This window comes from Streptomyces sp. NPDC058469, assembly GCF_042721125.1.
GTDB lineage: Bacteria > Actinomycetota > Actinomycetes > Streptomycetales > Streptomycetaceae > Streptomyces.
This window is the reverse complement of record NZ_JBHXME010000047.1, coordinates 1-22,878: the sequence shown is the minus strand read 5'-3', so window position 1 is coordinate 22,878 and position 22,878 is coordinate 1. Positions and strand designations below refer to the sequence as shown.

Here is a 22,878-nt window from a genome sequence, read left to right as displayed (position 1 = left end):
CATGCCGGTACTGGTGATCACAGGCACGGGCACGGAGGTCGGCAAGACGATCACCACGGCCGCCGTCGCAGCGGCAGCGCTCGCGTCCGGCCGCACGGTGGCCGTCCTGAAGGCCGCCCAGACAGGTCTACGGCCGGACGAGCGCGGGGACGCCGACGAGGTCGCGAGGCTCGCGGGTGCCGTGACGGCCACCGAACTCGCCCGGTATCCAGAGCCGTTGGCACCGGGCACGGCCGCACGCCGGGCCGGTCTGGCACCGGTTCGCCCGCACGAAATCGCCGAAGCCGCCCAGAAGTTGGCCACCGAGCACGATCTGGTGCTGGTGGAGGGTGCGGGTGGGCTGCTCGTCCGGTTCGACGCGGAGGGCGGCACGCTTGCTGACGCGGCGCGGTTGCTGGGGGCTCCGGTCCTGGTCGTGGCATCGGCGGGCCTGGGCACCCTGAACACGACGGAACTGACGGCCCGTGAACTCCGTTCCCAGGAGCTCGACTTGCTGGGCGTGGTGATCGGCAGCTGGCCCACCGCGCCTGATCTGGCGTCGCGTTGCAATGTGGCCGACCTGCCGGAGGTGGCGGGGGCACCACTGCTCGGGGCGTTGCCGGAGGGGGCGGGTGCGCTGGCACCGGCGGACTTCCGTGCTGCGGCGCCGAGTTGGGTGGCGCCGCGGCTTGACGGGACGTGGGACGCGGAGGGGTTCGGAGGGCGGGAGGCACCGCCGTCCTGGAACTCCGACACGACCGGGGTCGTCTAGGAAGCCTCCCCCTCGGCCAGCAGCCGTACGAGTTCGATGCGGGACCGGATGCCCAACCGGCTGAAGACGCCGCGCAGATGGTGGTCGATCGTGCGGGGGCTGAGGGCGAGGCGGACGGCGATCTCGCGGTTGGTGGCGCCGTCGGCGGCCATGCGGGCGACCATCAGTTGCTGGGCGGTCAGGCGGGTTGTGGGGGCTCCCGGTGTGGGGAGGGCGGTCGCGCCCACCGGTGTGCCGAGGGCGCGGAGTTCGGCGCGGGCCTGGGCGGCGCAGTGCGGGGCGCCGAAGGACTCGAAGGCCTCCAGCGAGGTGTGCAGCCGGTCGCGGGCCTCGGTACGTCGGCGCAGTCGACGCAGCGCACCGCCGAACAGCAGCTCGGTACGGGCCCGTTCGAAGTCACGGGTGCCGCGCGCGTGGAGGTCGAGGGCGACGCGGTAGTGCTCGACGGCTTCGTCACCGGGGGCGAGCAAGGCCCGGCAACGCGCGCTCAGGGCAAGGTCGTCGGGGCTGCGGACGGCACGTGCCCAGCGGTCGTAGTCGGCGTGTGCGGCACGGGCGATACGGGTGTCGCCGCTACGGACGGCGGCCTCGACATAGTGCGGGGTGGCCAGATGCCGTATCGCCCGGTGCCCGTGCCCCGGCCCGAACCCGGCGAGCGCACGCAGCCGGGCCGCGGCGGCGGCGAACCGGCCACTGCTCAGGTCGAGATAGGCGAGCGCCCACTGGGCGAGAGCGGCGGGCAGCCCCAACCCACGGCCGAGAGCATACGAACGAGCCGCGGCGGCACGTTCCCGGCACACGTCCCCGTCGCCGGTGAGCGCCGCGAACATCGCGAGCGCGGCCTGCAGATGACAGGCACCGTTGTCCTGCCCGGTGGCGTGGGCCTGCCACAGGGCGTCCGCCGTAGCCGTCTCGGCGGCCCGCGGATGCCCGGTCCAGAACTCGGCGTACGCCCGGAACTCCATCGCCTGCGCCACGACCACGGTCGCACCCCCCGCCCGCGCCGAGGCCGCCGCCCGCACGGTGGCGGTGGTGGCACGGGTGTGATCACCGAGCATCAACGCGGCGATCCCGGCATGGATGAGAAGGGTGGGGTCCCCTCCGGGCCCACACCGCCCGGCAGCGGCCTTGAGCAGATCCCGCGCGTCCTCGTACCGCCCCTCGAAGGCAGCGGCCAGTCCCCCGAGCGTCCCATGCGGCACGATCCCGACCCGGGAGGCAACAGCCGCCGCCTCCCGACACCGTCTCAGGTCCCCGGTGTAGATGGCGGCTTCTGTGGCCCGGGCGAGGAGGTGAACGGCGTGGTCGGGGGCGGGAGTTCGGGATGTGGGGATGGAGCGAGGTGTGGCGTTGGTTCGGAGTGCGGCAAGGGTTGGGGGTACGGCGCTCGTTGGGGATGCTGCGGCCGTTGAAGGCGCTCCGGCCGGGGAGTCGACGAGCTTCGCCGCGCAAGTAGACGCCGGCTCCGCGCGTACCGCCTCCGGAGACGCTGAATCCGTGCGCGCCACCCCCGCAAACGCCACGCCCGTACGCCCCGCCACACCCCAAGCCGCCTCCCCTTCTGTCACGGCTGCCACGGCTGCCCCACCTGCCACCTGCGTCCCTCCCCCACAACTCGCTCCATCCGCCCCACCCACCTCACCGGTCCCCGTCCGCACCACCGCCACCAACAACGCGTCGAACGCCTCAGCCGCATTACCCGCCCGCAACGCGAACACCCCGCTCAACGCGTCGCTGTCCGTCGCGGCCGCGAGTCTTCGCGCTCGATCGCCCTCGCCGGACTGCCAGGCATCACCGGCAGCCCGGTTGAGGAGGCGGGACTGTTCACGGGGGTCGCGGGAGAGGGCGGCGGCGCGTTCCACGAGGGCGCAGGCGAGGGGGTGTTCACCGGCGTCGCGTGCCTGTTGCGCGGCCGTGCGGAGTTCCGCGGTGAGCCGCACGCTGGGACCTAGCGCTCCCGCGCCCCGGTGCCAGGAACGTCGCGGAGTCTCGCCCTCGGCGTGCAACACCCGTGCCAGCAACCGGTGGACGTCGCGCCGGTCCGCCGCGGACCCGGTCTCGTACGCGGCGATCCTCGTCCACGCGTCGCGGAAGACGACCCCGCCGGCCGTCGCGTGCGCGACCCCGGCCGTCTCGGCGGCTTCGAGGGGACGGGTGTCGAGCCGCCCCGCCGCGACGGCGCGCAGGAAGGCATGCGTGGCGACCGGGTACTGGTCCGCCGCCGCGAGCAGCAGGAGCAGGCGCGTGTCGTCGGGCAGGGCACGGATCTCCCGGCGATACCGGGTCAGCAACTCCGGTGCCAGGGACGCGGGTTCGGTCGGGAGAGGGTCGAGGCCCGCGGCCTGGCGTGAGGTCAGGCGCGGGAGGAGTTCGGCGGCGGCGCGCGGATCGCCGTAGACCACGCGCAGCACGCGGATGCGGACCCCTTCGGGGAGCGCGGGGTCGAGAGTTCGCCCGGCGTCGGTGCGCGACGGTGGCGAAGTGCGGTCTAGAGAAGTGGGGTTCACCGGAGTCAGCACACAACTGACGTTACTGGCGAGTTAATTCACCCGTAAAGACCGGCGATTTCGCCGATGCGGCGCGCGTAGAACCGCGCTGACACTCCTGACAACCCCACCCGTATCAGGAGGCATCATGCAGCGCCACAAGCGTCGCATCGCCACGGCTCTGTCGGCCGTGACCACCTCGCTCCTTCTGTCACTCTCCCTGGCCTCGACGCCCGCTCAGGCGGCGAGCCACGATCCCATCGTCTTCGTGCACGGCCTGAGCGGTTCGGCGAGCGGCTGGGACGACTGGGTCGCGGACTTCGAGGCCGACGGCTACTCCTCGTCCGAGCTGTTCGCGTGGTCGTACGACTGGACGCAGTCGAACGTCACCACGGCCTCTCAGCTGGCCACCGAGGTCAAGAGCGTGCTCGCGCAGACCGGGGCGTCGAAGGTCGACATCGTCGGTCACTCCATGGGGACACTCAGCTCCCGCTACTTCCTGAAGAACCTGAGCGGCACGTCATACGTCGACCACTTCGTGTCCGTCGCCGGCGTCAACCACGGCACCTCCGTGGCCTCGCTGTGCGGCTGGCTGTACACGTCCTGCAAGGAGATGCAGACGGGCAGTTCGTTCCTCACGGCGCTCAACTCCGGTGACGAGACGCCCGGCAGCGTGTCGTACGCCGCCTACTGGTCGGACTGCGACGCGGCGATCGACCCGGACACCTCCGCCGAGCTGAGCGGCGCGACCAACGTCGACGTCGGGTGCATCTCGCACACCGACATGAACAACGACCACGGCGTCTACGAGCAGGTCCGGGACTTCATCTCCTGATCCTGCTCCTGGTCCCGGCCCTGCCCCTTCCCGGCGGCAGCGGGGGTGGTCAAGGGCGGCAGGGGGGACAATCCCGGTAGGGACCGGTTTCGGTCCGGTCCGGGAGGTCGTCATGCCGCTACGGTCCGCAGGCTCCGGCGCAGTGCCGCGGGACGCCGTCCACCACCCGCTGTTCGCCCGCTACTACGCCCGTTTCAGCGTGAGCGCCGAGTCCCGGTTCGGCCTGGCCGGGATGCGGGACCGGCTGCTCGCCGGGCTCTCCGGGCGGGTGATCGAGATCGGGGCCGGAAACGGCCTGAACTTCGCGCACTATCCGAGCGCCGTCTCGGAGGTCGTCGCGATCGAACCCGAGCGGACTCTGCGGCAGCTCGCCGTGGAGTCCGCGCACCACTCCGACGTGCCCGTCGACGTGGTCCCGGGCGCGGCGGAGAAGCTGCCCGTCAAGAGCGAGGCCTTCGACGCGGTCGTCCTCTCGCTGGTGCTGTGCAGCGTGCGCGATGTGCCGCGGGCGCTCGCAGAGGTACGGCGGGTGCTGCGGCCCGGTGGAGTCGTCCGGTTCTTCGAGCACGGCCGGGGCGGCGGACCGGCGATGACGTTCACCCAGCGTGCCCTGGACCGCACCCTGTGGCCGCCGCTGAACGGCGGCTGCCATCTGGGCCGCGACCCGGTCGCCGCGCTGCGCGACGCGGGGTTCGAACTCGGGCCGTACCGGCGGGTGTTGATCCCCGAGAAGGGGCCGACGCTGCCGTCCTCGTACTGCGTCCTGGGCACCGCATGGCGCCCGGTGCCCGAAGACCTCACCTCGGAGAAGTGATCACAGGCTCCACTGGCGCAACTCCTGCGCGATCTCGTCGACCGACGCCTCGCCGCTCTTCACCAACCGGGCCAGTTCACGGACCTGTTCGGGCGAGGTAACGACCTTCAGGCCGCTGGCGACGAGGTAGGCGTATGCGACGGCGGAGGCGAAGAGGGCGTTGGAGCGCTCCAACGCGGGGACATGGATGAGGAGTTGGAGCAGGGCGGCGGCGCGCGCGTGCGGACTGTCGTAGACCGGGACGTCGAATATGTCGGCCTGGTGGCGCGCGACGGCGGCGACGAGCGCGCCCCAGTCGGTGACCTGCGGATCACCGGGTGTCTTCTGTTCGGCGAGCATCAACAGCCAGGCGAGGTCGATCCTGAGATTGCTCAACGGATCAGCGGCGACCTTCGCGGGTGTGCTCCCCGTCGGCGCCGAACTCGTCGGCGAAGACGGACTCGTACTGCTTCATGAAGTCGGCCGCGGCCTCGACGAAGGTGTGGCCGACCTCCCCGGTGTCCTGTCTGACCAGCTCTTCTATGTAGCGATTGACGCTCATCCCACGGGCCAGGGCACGCTCACGCGCCGCGCGGGCGGTGCCCTCGTCCACGCGTACGTTCAGCTGGGTCTTCGCCATACCTAGACGCTAGCGCCGGATCGCTAGCATCGGCAAGGGCTCGGTCTGCGCATGGAGGGCGGGTGGAGAGTGCCCCTTACACCGGTATCGGGGGCCCGACCTGGGGTGGAGACCGCCTCGGTCGCACGGGGGATATCGGGTGTGTGGCGCGTCACACTAGGCTCGGCCCGCGACGAAGACGTCGGAACGACGACGAGCGAAGACGACGAGTGAAGGATTCCCAGGGGGCCGTCTTGTCCACATCTGCTGCGCAGCATGTCCCGGGTCAGGCATCGGCCGGCGGGATCGCGGCCCGCGCCCGCGGTCTGACCAAGGCCTACGGCTCGGGCGAGACGACCGTGCTCGCCCTGGACTCGGTGGACGTGGACATCGCGCGGGGTCGTTTCACCGCGGTCATGGGTCCTTCGGGCTCCGGGAAGTCCACGCTGATGCACTGCCTGGCGGGGCTCGACACCGTTTCGGCCGGACAGGTGTGGCTCGGCGACACCGAGATCACGGGGCTGAAGGACCGCGAGCTGACCCGGCTGCGCCGGGACCGGATCGGGTTCATGTTCCAGTCGTTCAACCTCATCCCGACCCTCAATGCGGCCGAGAACATCACGCTGCCCATGGACATCGCCGGCCAGAAACCGGACCAGAAGTGGCTGGACCAGGTCATCGACACGCTCGGGCTGCGGGACCGGCTCAAGCACCGGCCGTCCCAGCTGTCCGGGGGGCAGCAGCAGCGCGTGGCCTGCGCGCGGGCGCTCGCCTCCCGCCCCGAGCTGATCTTCGCGGACGAGCCGACCGGCAATCTCGACTCGCGGTCCGGTCTGGAGGTGCTCGGCTTCCTGCGCGACGCGGTCGACGATCTCGGGCAGACCGTGGTCATGGTCACCCACGACCCGGGCGCCGCCGCCCACTCCGACCTGGTGCTCTTCCTCGGGGACGGGCGGATCGTGGACGAGATGGAGCGGCCTACGGCGGAGGCGGTGCTGGAGCGGATGAAGCGGTTCGACCTGGCGAGGGGACAGTTCGACGCTCCCGGTCCTGGCCCTGGCCCTGGCCCTGGTCATGGGCCCGCCCCCTCGGAGGGCACGGCCGGCGCACCCGACGTAACCCTCGACAAGGACTGAACCCGTGCTGAAGGCGACCCTCCGGAGCTTCCTCGCGCACAAGGGACGGCTGCTGCTCTCGGCGCTCGCCGTCGTGCTGTCGGTGGCCTTCGTGTCCGGCAGTCTGATCTTCTCGGACACGGTGACCCGCACCTTCGACCGGCTCTTCGCCTCTACGTCCGCCGATGTGACCGTCGAGCCGAAGCAGGACCTCAAGTCCTCGGTGCCCACCGGCGCGACCGAGACCGTACCCGCCTCGCTCGCCGGGCAGGTGGCGAAGGTCGCCGGGGTCGCCTCGACCCACGCCGACGTGTCCGTCGAGAACATCGTGGTCGTCGACAGCGGGAACAAGTCGGTCGGCCCGACCACCGGCGCGCCCACCATCGCCACCGACTGGTACCTCACCGACCGCAGCCCGGTGAAACTGACCTCGGGCCACGCCCCGCAGGGCGCCGGCGAGGCCCTCCTGGACGCGGACACCGCCGACAACAAGCACGTGGGGATCGGTGACACGCTGGCGGTCCAGGCGCAGCCGGGCACCTTCCACGTCAAGATCGTCGGCATCGCCACCTTCACCACCACCAACCCCGGCGCCGCACTGGTCTTCCTCGACCCCGCCACCGCGAAGTCCCAGCTGCTGGGAGCGCCCGACCGGGCCACGAGCATCTCGGTGGACGCGGCGAAGGGTGTCGACGACGCCGTACTGAAGCAGCGGGTGACCGCCGCGATCGGCTCTTCCGGTGCGTACGACATCAAGACCGCCGACGAGCAGGCGAAGTCGGCCGCCGCCGATCTGGGCGGCTTCCTCGACGTGATCAAGTACGTGATGTTGGGATTTGCCGGCATCGCGGTCCTGGTCGGTGTGTTCCTGATCGTCAACACGTTCTCGATGCTGATCGCCCAACGCACCCGCGAACTGGGCCTGTTGCGTGCCCTGGGCGCCGACCGCAAGCAGGTGCGGCGGTCGGTGCTCACCGAGGCGCTGCTGCTCGGGCTGGTCGGTTCAACTCTCGGGCTGGCGGCGGGGATCGGGCTCGCGGCCGGGCTGATCAAGCTGATGACCGCGTTCGGCATGAACCTCAAGACCACGGAGATGGTGGTCGGTTGGCCGACTCCCGTGGCGGCGTACGTGGTTGGGGTCGGCGTCACCTTCGTCGCCGCGTATCTCCCGGCCCGGCGCGCGGCCGGTGTCTCGCCGATGGCGGCCCTCGCGGACGCCGAAGTCGCGGGCGTGGGACGGCCGTTGAAGGTGCGTGCAGTCGTGGGTTCGATCGTCGGGGCGATCGGTGTGGCCGCGCTGGCGGGCTGCGCCGCCGCGACGAGCACGGCCTCGTCCTCCTCCCTCCTGGGCCTCGGTATCGTCCTCACCCTGATCGCGACCGTGATCGCGGGCCCGCTCCTGGTCCGCCCGATGATCCGGGTACTGGGCGGCGCCTTCCCCGCCCTGTTCGGCTCTGTCGGCCGGATGAGCCAGCGCAACGCCCTGCGCAACCCGCGCCGTACGGGCGCCACCGCGGCGGCCCTGATGGTGGGGCTCGCCCTGGTCGGCGGGATGTCGGTGGCGAGCGCGTCCATGTCCAAGTCCTTCGACCAGCAGATCGACAAGACCCTGGGCGCCGACTTCGTGATCCAGAACGGCAACTTCCTGCCGTTCTCCAAGGAGGTCACGGACCATGTGCGCGCCACCGACGGCGTCGGTCTCGTCGTACGGGCCCGCTTCGCGCCCCTCGCGGTCCGGCTGCCGGACGGCAAGCGGGTGGAGACTACGGCGGCCGGATACGACACCCCGCTCGACGACGTGGCCCACATCAAGTACGCGGCGGGCGACACGAGTTCGGCGCTCGCGGCCGGACACCTCGCCATGGAGGCCGACTTCGCGAAGAAGCACGGCGTACGGATCGGCAGCGTGCTCCCCGTCGAGTTCCCGGGCGGACGCACCACACGGCTGACGGTGGGCGCCCTGAGCGACCAGGGCTCCTCCGGCGGGTTCGGGACGCAGGGCGGGCTGTTCTTCGGGATCGCCACGGCCGAGAAGTACGTCCCGAACGGCCAGGACTCCTCGCTGTACGTGAACGCCACCTCCGGCACCGGCGCCGACCAGCTCCGCAAGGCGCTGGAGACGACGCTGAAGCCCTATCCGCAGGTCCAGGTCCGCGACCAGGCCGACTACAAGAAGCTGGTCCACGACCAGATCGCCGTGCTCCTGTATCTGGTTTACGCGCTGCTGGGGCTGGCCATCGTCATCGCGGTGCTCGGCGTGGTCAACACCCTTGCCCTGTCGGTCGTGGAGCGCACCCGCGAGATCGGCCTGCTGCGCGCGATCGGACTCGGCCGGCGCCAACTGCGGCGGATGATCCGGCTGGAGTCGGTGGTGATCGCGGTGTTCGGCGCGGTACTGGGACTCGGGCTGGGCCTGGTGTGGGGCGTCTGCGCCCAACAAGTCCTGGCCCTCCAGGGCATGAAGGCGCTCGCGATTCCGTGGACCACGATCGTCGCGGTGGTGATCGGCTCGGCGGTCGTCGGCATCGTGGCGGCGCTGCTGCCGGCGTTGCGTGCGTCCCGTATGAACGTGCTGGCGGCGATCGCGCACGAGTGATGGAATCGCGGCGGCCACTCAAGTCGCCCCCTGCCGAGGAGAGTTCATGCCGCGCCCGTTCCGCTTCGGGGCCAGTCTGCTCACGTCCGCGCCCGCCGACGAGTGGCGCGCGAGATGCCGAAGGGCCGAGGAGCTCGGCTACGACGTGATCCTGGTCCCGGACCATCTGGGCATGGTCGCGCCGTTCCCGGCGCTGGTCGCGGCGGCTGAGGCGACCCAGCGGCCGCGGGTGGGCACGTTCGTGCTCAACGCGGGTTTCTGGAACCCGACTCTGCTGGCCCGCGAGGTCACGACGACCAACGACCTGAGCGGCGGACGCCTCGAACTCGGCCTCGGCACCGGTTACGTACAGGCGGAGCACGACACGGCCGGCCTGCCCTTCGGTTCGCCCGGGGAACGCGTGGACCAACTGCGGCGTACGGTCGAGGAGTTGGGGCGGCTGCTGGACGCCGCGAAGTGCCGGGTACCGCTGCTCCTCGGCGGCAACGGGGACCGCATGCTGCGTCTGACCGCCGAGCACGCGGACATCGCGGCGTTCGCGGGGGCGAGCCTGGAGCCAGGCAGCACGACGGGCAAGCTGGCGCCGGTGGACGCCGCCGAGTTCGGCCAACGGGTCGCCCGGTACCGGGAGTTCGCGGCCACACGCAAGGAACCCGCCGCCGAGCTCAACCTCCTCATCCAGCTCGTGGCGGTGACCGACGATCCCGCGAGCGCACTCCGGCCGCTGCTGGACCGCCGACCGGACCTGACCCTGGAGCAGGTGCTGGACCTGCCCGTCATGCTGGTCGGCACGCTGGACCGGATCACCGCGAAGGTGCGTACGCTGCGCGAGCGGTACGGGTTCTCCTATCTCACCGTGCTGGAGCCGTACATGGAGGCGTTCGCGCCGGTGGCCGAGGAACTGCGGCGCGAGCCTGTCGGGGCAACCTCATGACGACCCGGCCGGGCACTCTCATGACGACCCGTCGGGCCAACCCGTGACGGCCCGTCGAGCCAACCCCATGAGGGACGGTCGCGCCGAGACCCACTGGCCGCAGGCGAAACCCTCTCGCCCCGCACGCCCACCCTCTGCTTGGCTCGCCCCATGAGCGATCTTCATATCCGCAGTGCCGCCCTCGCCGACATCGACGCAGTCCTGGCCTTCTGGCGCGAGGCCGCCGAAGGGACGAGCATCAGCGACGACCGCGACGGCGTGGCCCGGCTCATCACCAGGGACCCGGACGCGCTGATCCTCGCGGAACGTGACGGGCGGCTCGTCGGGTCCGTGATCGCCGGTTTCGACGGCTGGCGCTGCCACCTCTACCGACTGGCCGTGCATCCGGACCACCGCCGACGCGGCATCGGCTCGGCGCTGCTCACGGCTGCCGAGGTGCGGTTCGTGGCGCTGGGCGGGCGCCGCGGGGACGCGATGGTGCTGGAGCGCAACGAGACCGGACAGCATGCGTGGCGCGCGGCGGGGTACGCACCCGAGGAACAGTGGCGACGCTGGGTGAAGCACCTCACCATCTGATCACTTTGCCCATCCTTTACTATTGGCGGACGACTCCGAATTTCGACATCTCCACGACCTTCGGCATCTCCACGACCTTCGGCATCTCCACGAAAGGTGTGAGCGTCCGCCCATGGGCGAGCCTCCCAGTACGCGACATCGCGCGAACCTCCCTGCCCTGTCCGATCATGGGACGGAGGTGACCCGATGACCGAAGTGCTTCTGCTGCTGGTGGCGATCCTGCTCTCGCTCGCCTGTGGTGCCTTCGTCGCGGCCGAGTTCTCGCTGACCACCGTCGAGCGCAGCGAGCTGGAGCGCGCGGTCGAGCGGGGCGAGCGGGGCGCCGCGGGTGCCCTGAAGGCCGTACGGAATCTGACGTTCCAGCTCTCCGGGGCGCAGCTCGGTATCACCGTCACCAATCTGGTCGTCGGCATGCTCTCCGAGCCGTCGATCGCCGCGCTGATCGCGGGCCCGCTCGAATCGCTGGGCATCTCGCACTCCGCGTCGAAGTCCGTCGCACTGGTGCTGGGTACGGCGCTGTCGACGGTGTTCCTGATGGTCGTCGGCGAGCTGGTGCCGAAGAACTGGGCGATCTCGTCGCCGCTCAGCGTGGCGAAGCGGGTGGGCAACGCGCAGCGCTGGTTCAGTGCCGCGTTCCGCCCGTTCATCAGCCATCTGAACAACACGGCCAACCATGTGGTGCGGGCCTTCGGCCTGGAGCCGGCCGAGGAGCTGGCCTCCGCGCGCGGGCCGCAGGAACTGGCCGCGCTGGCCCGGCACTCCGCCAGGGAGGGCGCCCTGGAGCCGGACACGGCCGAGCTGTTCGTCCGGACCCTCAACCTCGCCGATCTCACCGCGGAGAACGTGATGACGCCCCGCGTCCAGGTCGTCGCCCTCGATGCCCAGGCGACCTGCGAGGACGTGGCGAACGCGACGCGGGCGACCGGGCTGTCCCGGTTCCCGGTCTACCGCGGCAACCTCGACGAGGTCGTCGGCACCGTGCACATCAAGGACGTGCTGGCGGTGCCGGCGGACCGGCGAACCCGCTTCCCCCTCTCCGAGGTCATGCGCGAACCCCTTCTCGTCCCGGAGTCCCTGACCGTGGACCGCCTTCTGGACCGGCTGTCGGGCAAGCGCACGATGGCCGTCGTCATCGACGAGTACGGCGGTACGGCCGGGGTCGCGACCCTGGAGGACATCGTCGAGGAGGTCGTAGGAGAGGTGCGGGACGAGCACGACCCGCACGAGACGCCCGACCTGGCCCCGGCCGGGGCGGACGACGACGGCCGCACGCTGTACTCGGCGGACGGCGCCGCCCGTATGGACCAGCTCGCGCGCGTGGGACTGCGGGCGCCGGAGGGGCCGTACGAGACGCTGGCCGGTCTGGTCGCCAGTGAGCTGGGGCGGATTCCGGAGGTCGGGGACATCGTCGAGGTCGCCGGGTGGCGGATCGACGTGGTGGACGCGTCGGGGCGTCGGGCCGCGCGACTGCTGCTGCACGCGCCGCTCGACGACTCCGGTTCCGATTCGGGTTCCGATTCCGTGAAGGGGGAGCTGTGACCGCCGTACAACTGCTGATCGGGTTGGCGACGCTGGTCGTCAACGCCTTCTTCGTGGCCGCCGAGTTCGCGTTGATCTCGGTGCGCCGCAGCCAGATCGAGCCGCACGCCGAGCAGGGCGACCGGCGTGCGAAGAGCGTGCTGTGGGGTCTGCAGCACGTGTCGGCGCTGATGGCCGCGGCCCAGCTCGGCATCACGCTGTGCACGCTGGTGCTCGGCATCGTCGCGGAACCGGCGATCGCGCATCTGCTGGAACCGGTGTTCCACGCGGTCGGCGTGCCGGAGGGCGCGGGGCACGTGGTGTCCTTCGTGATCGCGTTGGCCGCGGCGACCTATCTGCACATGCTGCTCGGCGAGATGGTGCCGAAGAACATCGCCCTGGCCGAGCCGGTCCGCAGTGCGCTGCTCCTCGGGCCCCCGCTCGTGACCCTCTCCCGGGCGCTGCGCCCGGTGATCTTCACGATCAACGCGTTCGCGAACACGCTCCTCAAACTGCTGCGCGTCGAGATCAAGGACGAGGTCACGGCGTCCTTCTCGGACGCCGAACTGGCCCGGATCGTGCGGGACTCCGGAGAGGCCGGGCTCATCGACGAACGGGCCCTGGAGCGGCTGAACGACGCGCTGGAGTTGGGCAGGCGGCCCGTGCGGGACGTCGTACTCCCCCTGGAGCGCGTCGACTACGTGGTCGCGGGCATCACCCCGGCGGAGCTGGAGGTCCTGTCGGCCGAGTCCGGCTTCTCCCGCTTCCCGGTGGTGGACGGCGAGCGCCGCATCATCGGCTACCTGCACGTGAAGGACGCGCTCGACGCCTCGCCGCGCGACGAGCCGTTCAAGGTGGAGGACATGCGGTCCATCGCGAACGTGAAGGAGAGCACCCCGCTGGACGACGTCCTCACCGCGATGCGCAGCAGCCGTACGCATCTCGCGGCGGTGCTCGACGAGGAGGGGCGACTCACGGGGCTGGTGACCATGGAGGACGTGCTGCGCGAGCTGTTCGGGCAGCGGGCGTAGGCCGGGACGGGTGCCGGTGGAGGCCCACCTACCGGCGGGTATGTACACGGGTTACCATCTCTGTCGCCATGCAGACGAATCCCACTCACACCAGCCTGGTCGCGATCGGCGACTCCTTCACCGAGGGCATGTCGGACCGGCTCCCGGACGGCACCTACCGGGGCTGGGCCGACCTCCTCGCCGGCCGGATGGCCGCCCGGACGCCCGGCTTCCGGTACGCCAACCTCGCCGTGCGGGGCAAGCTGATCGCGCAGATCGTCGACGAGCAGGTCGGCCCGGCGGCCGCCATGCAGCCCGATGTGATCACGCTGGTGGGCGGCCTGAACGACACCCTGCGCCCCAAGTGCGACATGGGCCGGGTCCGCGCCCTCCTGGAGGAGGCCGTCGAACGCCTCACCCCGGCCTGCAAACACCTGGTCCTGATGCGCAGCCCAGGCCGCCAGGGCCCGGTTCTGGAGCGCTTCCGCCCCCGCATGGAGGAACTCTTCACCTGCGTGGACGACGTGGCCGCCCGCCACGGCGCCCTCGTCGTCGACCTCTACGGCGCCCCCTCGCTCGGCGACCCGCGCGCGTGGGACGTCGACCGCCTCCACCTCACGGATGAGGGCCACCGCCGCGTCGCCGAGGCGGTCTGGCAGACCCTCGGCTACGAGCCCGAGGACGCGGAGTGGCGCACCCCGATGCCCCCGACCCCACCCCCGAACTGGACCGCCCGCCGCGTCGAAGACGCCCGCTTCACCCGCCAGTACCTCCTCCCCTGGATCGGCCGCCGCCTCACCGGCCGCTCCTCGGGGGACGGCCGGACAGGCGCCCAATTTAGCGCTGAACTGGGCAAAGCCTTCTGGGTCACCCCTGCGGACCACACAAACCCTGGCCCTGTGACGGACTGGCGACAGGTAGAGCCCTAACCCAGAGCCTCGCCCGGATGCCATGCGCCGATTGAACGCGGAGCCTCACCCGCACGACACCTGCAGCCGACAGACCGACGTCACGCCGCGAGTCGTACAGCGTCCTGAGCGAGGACCTGCGTCCTGTCGACCTCAACGACCGGCCGCCTGTAGCTCACGGCGAGCCCGGAGCGTGTGATGAACTCCACCAGTTCACATCGCAGCACACCCAAGGCCGGCACAACCGCCACCTCCAGGGCAGCAGCCAACGCGGGTAGCTCGGCAGCGAGTTCCCACGAAGTCGACACGAAAGAGAACACACCCAGCTCGGGAAGATCCGCCAGCCGGAAGCCGATCCGGACTTCCGGCATCGGTCCGCGACCTGCCCGGGCTGCCGCCTTGCGGTCAGCCAGGTTCGTCGGACAACCACACAGTGATCCACGTGGGCCCGCCGGCTCCAAGAACCGGGTTCCGTCGCGGACATGGAAAGTCTCACCAGGTCCGCGCCTCACCATCCGAAGCGAAACGGCCCCCCTGCCATCCAGCAAGACAGGAACGCGATCGCAGCAAGTGAGGACTTCAACAACACGTTCGTCGCCGGTGCCCAGCAGCTGCGGCACACCTCCATAGACCCCACCCAAGGCATCAGCGATTGCATGGTCGTCAGTCGTGATGCGCCACGCCGACACCGCAATGGGCCTTCCACCTCGCTGTCGCACCACATGGAAGCGGCCCACGGGATCGGCTGCGGATCCGCGCGGCAGATTCGCCCCATCGACGCCGAGCTTCTGATCCCAGCTGGGGCTATTGTGCGAGTGGGGAGCCATGATCGTCCTCCGGCGACGCGATGTTCAGAGGCTCCGAGGATCCAAAGTAATCGCCGCTTGACCTAACCGGAAATCACGTGTAGCGAGATGCCAGTCCCGCACGTCATCAGGTCCGATGAAGGTCTGATCAGTTCCTACCAACACTGCAACGTCAACAGCGACCCAACCGCGCACCTACGCATTACGAGACCATGAGCGTTCGTGTTGCCCAGTGCCTCGCCGTGCCGCCAAGTGACGTTTTTCCTGATCAGAGCACATGCGGCAGGTTGACCTGTACCGCCCCGTGACACACCGTCCAAAGGCGTCCGGCCACCGGGCGGCCACCACGAGCGCCATGACCACGGGCGTTGCCACCGTCATTCACCCGCCACACCCGTTGTCGCAACGCCACAAGTCACGGACATACCGCGCCCAAAGCTCCCCTACGGGTCCGGCAGGCATCGACAATGACAGCAGCAATTACGTGTCGCTTCCTCTCGCAGGCAGATAGTCGACCCAGGGTTGCTCGCTCTTAGCCTGGTCGACAGCAAGCGTGGCCGACAACCGAATGCCGCGCGCCCCGTGGTCCGGTGGGGAAGGGCGCGTTACCGACCGACCACGACGGCGTCCATGGTCATTGTGGCCACCGTCAGACCGCCGCACATGAAGCTGACGCCACCCAGGGCTCGGCGCTCAGTAAGCCTGAACTCCGTGCTCCCTGAAGCGTTCGCGAACGTTCTCGATCAGGTCGGGGTCGGGCACCGGGTTGTCGAGCAATGGGAAGGGGATCCCGAGGGCTTCGTACTTCGCGGCACCGAGTTTATGGAAGGGCAGCACGTCGACCCGCTCGACCGCGCCGAGTCCCGCCACAAAGCCGGCCAGGGCGTCCACGGACTCCAGATCGTCGGTCCAGCCGGGGACCAGGACGAATCGGATCCACATGGGGGCGCCGAGTCGGTCGAGTCGGGTGGCGAAGTTGAGGGTGGGGGCGAGTTCGCCGCCTGTGAGGTGGCGGTAGGTCGTGATGTCGAAGGACTTGATGTCCAGGAGCACCAGGTCCGTGTCGGCGAGGAGTTGGTCCGTGGCGCGGGCGCCGAGGAAGCCGGAGGTGTCGAGCGCGGTGTGCAGGCCGGCTTCCTTGCAGCGGCGCAGGACTTCCGCGGTGAACGCGGGCTGGAGCAGTGGCTCGCCGCCGGTGATGGTGACCCCGCCGCCGGCCGTGGTGACGAAGTCGCGGAACTTCCCGATCTCCGCCATCACCGCGTCGACGCTCATCTCCTGGCCGTCGCGCATGTGCCAGGTGTCGGGGTTGGCGCAGTACAGGCAGCGCAGCGGGCAGCCTGAGACGAAGAGGACGAACCGGGTCCCGGGCCCGTCCACGCCGGTGGACAGGTCCCAGGAGTGGATCCGGCCGGTGGTCGTGGTGCGCCCGGTGCTCACAGCGATCCGTGGAAGGTACGGCTGATCACGTCGAGCTGCTGCTCACGGGTCAGCCGGACGAAGTTGACTGCGTAGCCGGACACGCGGATGGTCAAGTCCGGGTAGTTCTCCGGGTGTTCCATCGCGTCCTCCAGCGTCGCGCGGTCGAGGACGTTGACGTTCATGTGGAAGCCGCCGGCCGACATGTAGGCGTCGAGGATGCCCACCAGGTGCCCGGCGCGCTCGTCGGGCGCGTGCCCCAGCCCCTCGGGCGTGATCGTCGTCGTCAGCGAGATCCCGTCACGTGCCTGCTCGTACGGCAGCTTCGCGACCGAGAGCGCGGAGGCGGCCACCCCGTGCCGGTCACGGCCGTTCATCGGGTTGGCGCCGGGCGCGAACGGCGCCCCGGTACGGCGGCCGTCCGGGGTGTTGCCGGTGTGCTTGCCGTAGACGACGTTCGAGGTGATCGTCAGCACCGACTGGGTGTGTTCGGCGTTCCGGTAGGTGGGGTACTGGCGCACCTTCGCCATGAAGGACTCCACCAGGCCTACGGCGATGCTGTCGGCTCGGTCGTCGTTGTTGCCGTACGCGGGGAAGTTGCCCTCGGTGCCGAAGTCGACGGCGAGGCCGGTGGCGTCCCGGAACACCTTCACCCGGGCGTACTTGACGGCGGACAGGCTGTCGGAGGCGACCGACAGGCCGGCGATGCCGCAGGCCATGAAGCGGTGCACGGGGTAGTCGTGCAGGGCCATCTCGATGCGTTCGTAGGCGTACTTGTCGTGCATGTAGTGGATGACGTTGAGCGCGTTGACGTACGTCCGCGCCAGCCAGTCCAGGACGTGGTCGTAGGCCTTGGACAGTTCCTCGTAGTCCAGGTACTCGCCGGTCAGCGGGGGCGTCGGCGACGCGACCTGTTCGCCGGTCATCTCGTCGCGGCCGCCGTTGACCGCGTACAGCAGGGCCTTGGCGAGGTTGACCCGGGCGCCGAAGAACTGCATCTGCCTGCCGACCTGCATCGCCGACACACAGCAGGCGATCGCGGTGTCGTCGCCGGTGCACGGGCGCAGCAGCTCGTCCGACTCGTACTGGACGGCGCTGGTGTCGATCGAGACCTGAGCACAGAACTCCTTGAATGCGAAGGGGAGTTGGGGCGACCACAGGACCGTCAGGTTGGGTTCGGGGGCGGGGCCGAGGTTGTACAGGGTCTGCAGGAAGCGGAAGGACGTGCGGGTGACCAGGGTGCGGCCGTCGGCGCCCATGCCGCCGATGGACTCCGTCACCCAGGTCGGGTCGCCGGAGAACAGGGCGTCGTACTCGGGGGTGCGCAGGAACCGTACGATCCGCAGCTTGATCACGAAGTCGTCGATCAGTTCCTGGGCGCGGGACTCGTCCAAGGCGCCTTCATCCAGGTCGCGTTGGAGGTAGATGTCGAGGAAGGTGGAGGTACGGCCGAGCGACATCGCGGCGCCGTTCTGCTCCTTCACGGCGGCCAGGTAGGCGAGGTAGAGCCACTGCACGGCCTCGTGGGCGGTGGCTGCGGGGCGTGAGACGTCGCAGCCGTATGTGGCCGCCATCCGCGTCAGCTCGCCCAACGCCCGTGTCTGTTCGGCGAGTTCCTCACGGTCCCGGATGACCTCGACGGAGGAGGCGCAGGCGTCGAGCAGGGCCCGCTCGGCCTTCTTGGCCTCGATCAGGCGGTCCGTGCCGTACAGCGCCACGCGGCGGTAGTCGCCGATGATCCGGCCGCGACCGTAGGCGTCGGGCAGGCCGGTGATGATGCCGGCCTTGCGGGCGGCCCGCATTTCGGGGGTGTACGCGTCGAAGACACCGTCGTTGTGGGTCTTGCGGTAGGTGCCGAAGACGCGTGAGACGAACGGATCGGACTCGTAGCCGTAGGCCCTCAGGCTGTTCTCGACCATGCGCAGGCCGCCGTTGGGCATGATCGCGCGCTTGAGCGGGGCGTCGGTCTGCAGGCCGACGATCAGTTCGCGCTCGCGGTCGATGTATCCGGGCGCGTGCGAGGTGATCGTGGAGGGGGTTGCCGTGTCGACGTCGAGGATGCCCTTGCGCCGTTCCTCCGGGAACAGGGCGCTGACCTTCTCCCACACGCCTCGCGTGCGGTCGGTGGCGCCGGTCAGGAAGGTGGCGTCGCCTTCGTACGGCGTGTAGTTGGCCTGGATGAAGTCGCGGACGTCGACGCTCCCCCAGCCTTCGGCCGGGGGGACCCCCATCTCGCTTCGCTCGCGCCATCGTGTGCCGGCGAAGCCGCGCCATGCCTCGGATGCGCGTGTTCCAGCTACCGCTGTCGTTGTCATCGCCGGTTCTCTCCCTTGTTCCGCACGGGGATGTCTCCCTGACTCCATGCTGGTACGGCGCTCCGGTCGTCGGGAGGGCCGGTCAGGGCCCTGACCTTGGCCGTCCGACCCACGGGGAGGGCCGAACGGCCCTCCCCGCCGCGGACGCTCACACGGCGGGCGGACCGGGACGGACGAGCGTGCCCGACCGGCCGTGGACGATCTCGTAGGCCGCGTCCAGGGCGCCGATCGCAGCCACTCCCCCGGTACGTTCGACGAACCGGGCAGCCGCCTCGGTCTTGGGACCCATCGAACCCTCCGGGAAGCCGCCCCGGCGCAGCTCGGCCGGGGTGGCGCCGAGGACGGGCCGCTGGTCGGGGGTGCCGTAGCCGGAGTAGACGCAGGGCACGTCCGTGAGGATGAGCAGGAAGTCGGCCTTCAAGTGCTCGGCGAGCAGGGCCGCCGTGAGGTCCTTGTCGACGACGGCCTCCGCCCCGGTGAGCGCGCCGGTGTCGAAGTCCGCGGTGACAGGGACACCTCCGCCGCCCGCGCAGATGACGAGCGTGCCGCTGCCCAGCAGTTCGTGGATGGTGTCGGTCTCCAGGATTCGTTCGGGTACCGGGGAGGGGACGACGCGGCGCCAGCCGGTGGTGTCGGCGGCGATGTGCCAGCCGCGTTTGCGCGCGAGCGCGGACGCGATGTCGTAGGGGTACACCTGGCCGACGAACTTGGTGGGGTGCTCGAAGGCCGGGTCGTCGGCTCGGACGAGGGTGTGGGTGACCAGCGCGGCGATCCGGCGTCCGGGCAGGGCGTCGTGCAGGGTGCGGGCCAGCAGGGAGCCGATCATGCCCTGGGTCTGGGCGCCGAGCAGGTCGAGCGGGTAGGGGGCGCTGAGGGCGGGGTCGGCGGCGCTCTCGACGGCGAGCAGGCCGATCTGGGGGCCGTTGCCGTGGGTGATGACGATCTCGTGGTCGTGGGCGAGGGCGGCGATCGCGGTCGTCACCCGGTCGATGTTCGCCTCCTGGACCACCGCGTCGGGGCGTTCGCCGCGGTGCAACAGGGCGTTGCCGCCCAGCGCGATGACGATGCGCATGGCTCAGTCCTCCAACGTGGCGACGAGTACGGCCTTGATGGTGTGCAGTCGGTTCTCCGCCTGGTCGAAGACGATCGAGGCGGGGGACGAGAACACGTCGTCGGTGACCTCAAGGCCGTCCAGTCCGTAGGTGTCGAAGAGGTCCTGGCCGAGGTGGGTGCGACGGTCGTGCAGGGCCGGCAGGCAGTGCATGAACTTCACGTCCGGGTTTCCGGTGGCGGCCAGCGTCTTGTCGTTCACCTGGTACGGGAGGAGCAGCTCTATCCGCTTGCGCCAGGAGTCGGCGGGCTCACCCATGGAGACCCAGACGTCGGTGTGCAGGAAGTCCGCGCCGCGTACGGCGGTCTCGACGTCCTCGGTGAGGGTGATCCGGGCGCCGCTGTCCTCGCCCAACGCGCGGCAGACGGCGACCAGTTCGGCCGTCGGCCACAGCGCCCTGGGTGCGGCGATGCGGACGTCCATGCCGAGCAGGGAGCCCATCGACAGCAGCGAGTTGCCCATGTTGTTGCGGGCGTCGCCGAGGTAGCAGTAGCTGATGTCCGGCAGGGGCTTGAGGCTGTGCTCGTGCATGGTGAGGACGTCGCACAGGCTCTGGGTGGGGTGCGCGGTGTCGGTCAGGCCGTTGTAGACGGGAACCCCGGATCGGGCGGCGAGTTCGGTGACGATCGACTGGGCGGAGCCGCGGTACTCGATGCCGTCGAACATCCGGCCCAGCACCCGGGCGGTGTCGGCGATGGACTCCTTGCTGCCGACGTGAGTGTCGCCGGGGCCGAGGTAGGTGGTGTGGGCGCCCTGGTCGGCGGCGGCGACCTCGAAGGCGCAGCGGGTGCGGGTGGAGGTCTTCTCGAAGATGAGCGCGAGGTTCTTGCCGGTCAGTCGGGGCTGTTCGGTGCCGGCGCGCTTGGCCGCCTTGAGGTCGGCGGCCAGGTCGAGGAGGTGGTGCATCTCGGTTGCTGTGAAGTCGAGTTCGCTCAGGTAGGAGCGGCCTCGCAGGTCGACGGTCATGGTGAAGTCCCCTTGCTCGGTCAGGCGGCCGGGTCGCGTTCGATGGGGCAGCTCATGCAGCGCGGTCCGCCCCGGCCGCGGCCGAGTTCGGCTCCGGCGATGGTGACGATCTCGATGCCCTGTTTGCGGAGGTAGGTGTTGGTGGTGACGTTGCGCTCGTAGCCGACGACGACACCGGGGGCGAGGGCGAGGAAGTTGCTGCCGTCGTCCCACTGTTCGCGCTCGGCGCTGCGGATGTCCTGCGGCGCGGACAGCATCCGGACCTTGTCCAGGTCCAGGGCTTCGGCCAGGGCGCCGGCCAGGTCGGAGTTCGGGGTGACCTCGAAGCCGGTCTCGCGGGCCTCGCTGGGCGTGAGCGTCCAGGAGCGCAGGGAGTCCGCGAGTCCCGGGTAGATGGTGAAGGCGTCGCGGTCGACCATGGTGAGCACGGTGTCGAGGTGCATGTAGGCACGGGCGGCGGGGAGTTGGACGGCGAGCAGGCGGTTCGCCGTGCCGGTGGTGAAGAGTCGGGCGGCCAGGTTCTCCACGGCCTGGGCGGTGGTGCGCTCCCCCATGCCGACCATGACGGCACCGTCGCCGAGGACGTGGACGTCGCCGCCCTCCAGGGTGCCGACCGCGCCTTCGAGGAGTGGTGTGGTGACGGTGTCGGCGAACATCGGATGGAAGCGGTAGATGGCCTCGGCGTGCAGGCTTTCGCGGCGCCGGGCGAGCTTGGCCATCGGGTTGACCGACAGACGGCCGTACATCCAGCAGGAGTTGTCCCGCGGGAAGAGGTGGTTGGGGAGCGGGGTGAGCGCGAAGTCCTCGGCGTCGAGGGTGTTCCAGACCAGGCTGTGCGGGGTGGCGAGCGGCAGGTCGCTCTTGAGGATTCCGCCGATGAGGTAGTCGGCGAGCGTCTCCCCGTCGAGGTCGATGCACAGCTCGCGCAGGGGGTCGATCAGTGCCGGGCCGACGGTGGCCGGGGTGACGACCCGCTCCAGTAGCCAGTCGCGGGCTTCTGGATCGGCGAGGGTCCGGGCGAGCAGGTCGGCGAAGTAGTGGACGCGGGCGCCGTGGTCGCGCAGGACCTGGGCGAAGGCGTCGTGCTCCTCGCGAGCGAGCTTGGCCCACAGGATGTCGTCGAAGAGCAGGGCGTCCACGTTGCGCGGGGTCAGCCGGGAGAGTTCCAGGCCGGGGCGGTGCAGGATCACCTGGCGGAGGCGGCCGACCTCGGAGTCGACGTGGAAGGCGGTGGCGTTCATGGCGGGGCTGCTCCTCTGGTCGTACGGGTGTGGGCCTGGCTCGGGACGCGGTCAGCCGCGGTTGCGGAGGCGGTTCCTGCGGAGGCCCCCCGTGCGGGTGGTGGCCATTGCGCGGGAGATCCGCCTGGCCGGCGGTGTCGCGGCGGTCTCGGGGGCCCGGCCCTCGGGGACGGGCGCTGGGGCCGACTCCTCGCCGTACACGCCCTGGCCCCGCTTCAGCCACACGTACACCGGCAGGCCGAGCAGTAGCACGAACAGGCCGTAGTACACGGTCTGGTAGCCGCTTCCCTGGATCGCCCAGTACGAGAAGACCATCGCCAAGGCGGAGACGGTGATGTCGCGGGCCAGGCGCCGGCCGGCGATGCTCTCGCGTCCGCGCACCAGCAGCCAGTACAGCTGGGCGGCGGCGGAGAACAGGTACGGGATCACGGCCGTGAACACGCTCAGCAGCACGATCTTGGTGAAGACGTCGTCGAAGCGTGTGTAGCTGAAGATCGTGATCAGGGAGGCGAGGACGGTCGAGGCGACGATGCCGAAGACGGGGACACCGTTCTCGCCCCGCAGCTTCGCGAAGGCGCCGGGGAAGAGTCCGTCGCGGGCGGCGGCGTACGGCATCTCGGCGCACAGCATGGTCCAGCCGTTGAGGGCGCCGATACCGGAGACGATCGCGGCGACGGCGACCGTGTCGCCGGCCCAGGTGCCGCCCAGGATGTTGTTGGCGGCGTCGGTGAACGGGGCGGTGGAGACGCCGAGTTGACCGTGCGAGACGGTGCCGAAGACGGCGAGGGTGCCCAGGATGTAGATGACGGCGCAGGCGAGGGTGCCGTAGATGGTGGCGCGCGGCACGTTGCGGCCCGGCTCGCGGACTCGTCCGGCGAC

At 70.2% G+C, this 22,878-nt stretch carries 20 protein-coding genes; 10 read left to right on the top strand and 10 right to left on the bottom strand.

Annotated features, from left to right (window positions below; translation table 11 throughout):
- The first annotated feature begins 1 nt into the window (after window position 1).
- The gene (gene bioD, locus ACFWP5_RS21200) at window positions 2-751 is read left to right on the top strand and encodes a dethiobiotin synthase (RefSeq protein ID WP_384158530.1); all 750 of its coding nucleotides are present in this window, start codon (window positions 2-4) and stop codon (window positions 749-751) included.
- Here bioD and ACFWP5_RS21195 read toward each other — a convergent pair.
- On the bottom strand, window positions 748-3,270 hold the full coding sequence (locus tag ACFWP5_RS21195) for a LuxR C-terminal-related transcriptional regulator (RefSeq protein ID WP_384158527.1): 2,523 nt from the start codon (window positions 3,268-3,270) through the stop codon (window positions 748-750). The two genes, bioD and ACFWP5_RS21195, sit on opposite strands and share 4 nt — an antisense overlap.
- Window positions 3,271-3,385: 115 nt before the next feature.
- Here ACFWP5_RS21195 and ACFWP5_RS21190 point away from each other — a divergent pair, with 115 nt between their 5' ends.
- Together ACFWP5_RS21190 and ACFWP5_RS21185 are read left to right on the top strand one after the other, a co-directional pair.
- On the top strand, window positions 3,386-4,072 hold the full coding sequence (locus ACFWP5_RS21190; protein WP_384158524.1) for an esterase/lipase family protein: 687 nt from the start codon (window positions 3,386-3,388) through the stop codon (window positions 4,070-4,072).
- 112 nt (window positions 4,073-4,184) lie between these two features.
- Window positions 4,185-4,886: a class I SAM-dependent methyltransferase gene (locus tag ACFWP5_RS21185; protein ID WP_384158521.1), complete on the top strand. Its 702-nt coding sequence runs from the start codon at window positions 4,185-4,187 to the stop codon at window positions 4,884-4,886.
- Here the strand turns inward: ACFWP5_RS21185 and ACFWP5_RS21180 are convergent, their stop codons facing one another.
- Window positions 4,887-5,261 (bottom strand): fic family toxin-antitoxin system, toxin component, encoded by a 375-nt coding sequence (locus ACFWP5_RS21180; protein ID WP_384158518.1) that lies wholly within the window; start codon window positions 5,259-5,261, stop codon window positions 4,887-4,889. It abuts the gene before it with no gap.
- A 4-nt stretch (window positions 5,262-5,265) separates the two neighbouring features.
- Window positions 5,266-5,505 (bottom strand): toxin-antitoxin system HicB family antitoxin, encoded by a 240-nt coding sequence (locus ACFWP5_RS21175; protein WP_384158515.1) that lies wholly within the window; start codon window positions 5,503-5,505, stop codon window positions 5,266-5,268.
- A 233-nt stretch (window positions 5,506-5,738) separates the two neighbouring features.
- On the opposite strand from ACFWP5_RS21175, the gene ACFWP5_RS21170 reads away from it, so the two are divergent.
- The 7 genes from ACFWP5_RS21170 (at window position 5,739) to ACFWP5_RS21140 (ending at window position 14,162) form a co-directional block, all read left to right on the top strand.
- Window positions 5,739-6,620: an ABC transporter ATP-binding protein gene (locus ACFWP5_RS21170; protein ID WP_384158512.1), complete on the top strand. Its 882-nt coding sequence runs from the start codon at window positions 5,739-5,741 to the stop codon at window positions 6,618-6,620.
- 4 nt (window positions 6,621-6,624) lie between these two features.
- Entirely contained in the window at window positions 6,625-9,195 is a 2,571-nt protein-coding gene (locus ACFWP5_RS21165) for an ABC transporter permease (protein WP_384158509.1), read from the top strand.
- A 46-nt stretch (window positions 9,196-9,241) separates the two neighbouring features.
- The gene (locus ACFWP5_RS21160; RefSeq protein WP_384158506.1) at window positions 9,242-10,129 is read left to right on the top strand and encodes an LLM class F420-dependent oxidoreductase; all 888 of its coding nucleotides are present in this window, start codon (window positions 9,242-9,244) and stop codon (window positions 10,127-10,129) included.
- Between the two features lie 150 nt (window positions 10,130-10,279).
- On the top strand, window positions 10,280-10,705 hold the full coding sequence (locus ACFWP5_RS21155) for a GNAT family N-acetyltransferase (RefSeq protein WP_384158503.1): 426 nt from the start codon (window positions 10,280-10,282) through the stop codon (window positions 10,703-10,705).
- Between the two features lie 186 nt (window positions 10,706-10,891).
- Window positions 10,892-12,244 (top strand): hemolysin family protein, encoded by a 1,353-nt coding sequence (locus ACFWP5_RS21150; protein ID WP_384158500.1) that lies wholly within the window; start codon window positions 10,892-10,894, stop codon window positions 12,242-12,244.
- Window positions 12,241-13,254 (top strand): hemolysin family protein, encoded by a 1,014-nt coding sequence (locus ACFWP5_RS21145; RefSeq protein WP_384158497.1) that lies wholly within the window; start codon window positions 12,241-12,243, stop codon window positions 13,252-13,254. Before ACFWP5_RS21150 ends, ACFWP5_RS21145 begins: the two co-directional genes overlap by 4 nt.
- Window positions 13,255-13,322: 68 nt before the next feature.
- Window positions 13,323-14,162, top strand: a complete 840-nt coding sequence (locus ACFWP5_RS21140; RefSeq protein ID WP_384158494.1) for an SGNH/GDSL hydrolase family protein — start codon at window positions 13,323-13,325, stop codon at window positions 14,160-14,162.
- A gap of 80 nt (window positions 14,163-14,242) precedes the next feature.
- Here ACFWP5_RS21140 and ACFWP5_RS21135 read toward each other — a convergent pair whose 3' ends face one another.
- From ACFWP5_RS21135 to ACFWP5_RS21105, 7 genes are all read right to left on the bottom strand, one after another.
- Window positions 14,243-14,968, bottom strand: a complete 726-nt coding sequence (locus tag ACFWP5_RS21135; protein ID WP_384158491.1) for a hypothetical protein — start codon at window positions 14,966-14,968, stop codon at window positions 14,243-14,245.
- 672 nt (window positions 14,969-15,640) lie between these two features.
- A complete protein-coding gene (gene pflA, locus ACFWP5_RS21130) occupies window positions 15,641-16,387 on the bottom strand; it encodes a pyruvate formate-lyase-activating protein (protein WP_384158488.1) in 747 nt (248 codons plus the stop codon).
- A complete protein-coding gene (pflB, locus tag ACFWP5_RS21125; protein WP_384158485.1) occupies window positions 16,384-18,681 on the bottom strand; it encodes a formate C-acetyltransferase in 2,298 nt (765 codons plus the stop codon). Before pflB ends, pflA begins: the two co-directional genes overlap by 4 nt.
- 148 nt (window positions 18,682-18,829) lie before the next feature.
- Entirely contained in the window at window positions 18,830-19,753 is a 924-nt protein-coding gene (locus ACFWP5_RS21120) for a carbamate kinase (RefSeq protein WP_384158482.1), read from the bottom strand.
- 3 nt (window positions 19,754-19,756) lie between these two features.
- Entirely contained in the window at window positions 19,757-20,758 is a 1,002-nt protein-coding gene (gene argF, locus ACFWP5_RS21115) for an ornithine carbamoyltransferase (protein ID WP_384158479.1), read from the bottom strand.
- A 20-nt stretch (window positions 20,759-20,778) separates the two neighbouring features.
- Window positions 20,779-21,999: an arginine deiminase gene (locus ACFWP5_RS21110; RefSeq protein WP_384158476.1), complete on the bottom strand. Its 1,221-nt coding sequence runs from the start codon at window positions 21,997-21,999 to the stop codon at window positions 20,779-20,781.
- Between the two features lie 51 nt (window positions 22,000-22,050).
- The coding region (locus ACFWP5_RS21105; RefSeq protein WP_384158473.1) for an APC family permease at window positions 22,051-22,878 on the bottom strand (828 nt) is incomplete at its 5' end.

What these genes read in the sequence shown, in the direction of transcription:
- ACFWP5_RS21185 (WP_384158521.1), top strand. Translation starts at nt 4,185, where the DNA reads ATGCCGCTACGGTCCGCAGGCTCCGGCGCAGTGCCGCGGGACGCCGTC.
- pflB (WP_384158485.1), bottom strand. Translation starts at nt 18,681, where the DNA reads ATGACAACGACAGCGGTAGCTGGAACACGCGCATCCGAGGCATGGCGC.
- argF (WP_384158479.1), bottom strand. Translation starts at nt 20,758, where the DNA reads ATGACCGTCGACCTGCGAGGCCGCTCCTACCTGAGCGAACTCGACTTC.
- ACFWP5_RS21120 (WP_384158482.1), bottom strand. Translation starts at nt 19,753, where the DNA reads ATGCGCATCGTCATCGCGCTGGGCGGCAACGCCCTGTTGCACCGCGGC.
- ACFWP5_RS21160 (WP_384158506.1), top strand. Translation starts at nt 9,242, where the DNA reads ATGCCGCGCCCGTTCCGCTTCGGGGCCAGTCTGCTCACGTCCGCGCCC.
- ACFWP5_RS21155 (WP_384158503.1), top strand. Translation starts at nt 10,280, where the DNA reads ATGAGCGATCTTCATATCCGCAGTGCCGCCCTCGCCGACATCGACGCA.
- ACFWP5_RS21110 (WP_384158476.1), bottom strand. Translation starts at nt 21,999, where the DNA reads ATGAACGCCACCGCCTTCCACGTCGACTCCGAGGTCGGCCGCCTCCGC.
- ACFWP5_RS21150 (WP_384158500.1), top strand. Translation starts at nt 10,892, where the DNA reads ATGACCGAAGTGCTTCTGCTGCTGGTGGCGATCCTGCTCTCGCTCGCC.
- ACFWP5_RS21140 (WP_384158494.1), top strand. Translation starts at nt 13,323, where the DNA reads ATGCAGACGAATCCCACTCACACCAGCCTGGTCGCGATCGGCGACTCC.
- ACFWP5_RS21175 (WP_384158515.1), bottom strand. Translation starts at nt 5,505, where the DNA reads ATGGCGAAGACCCAGCTGAACGTACGCGTGGACGAGGGCACCGCCCGC.
- ACFWP5_RS21135 (WP_384158491.1), bottom strand. Translation starts at nt 14,968, where the DNA reads ATGGCTCCCCACTCGCACAATAGCCCCAGCTGGGATCAGAAGCTCGGC.
- ACFWP5_RS21190 (WP_384158524.1), top strand. Translation starts at nt 3,386, where the DNA reads ATGCAGCGCCACAAGCGTCGCATCGCCACGGCTCTGTCGGCCGTGACC.
- bioD (WP_384158530.1), top strand. Translation starts at nt 2, where the DNA reads ATGCCGGTACTGGTGATCACAGGCACGGGCACGGAGGTCGGCAAGACG.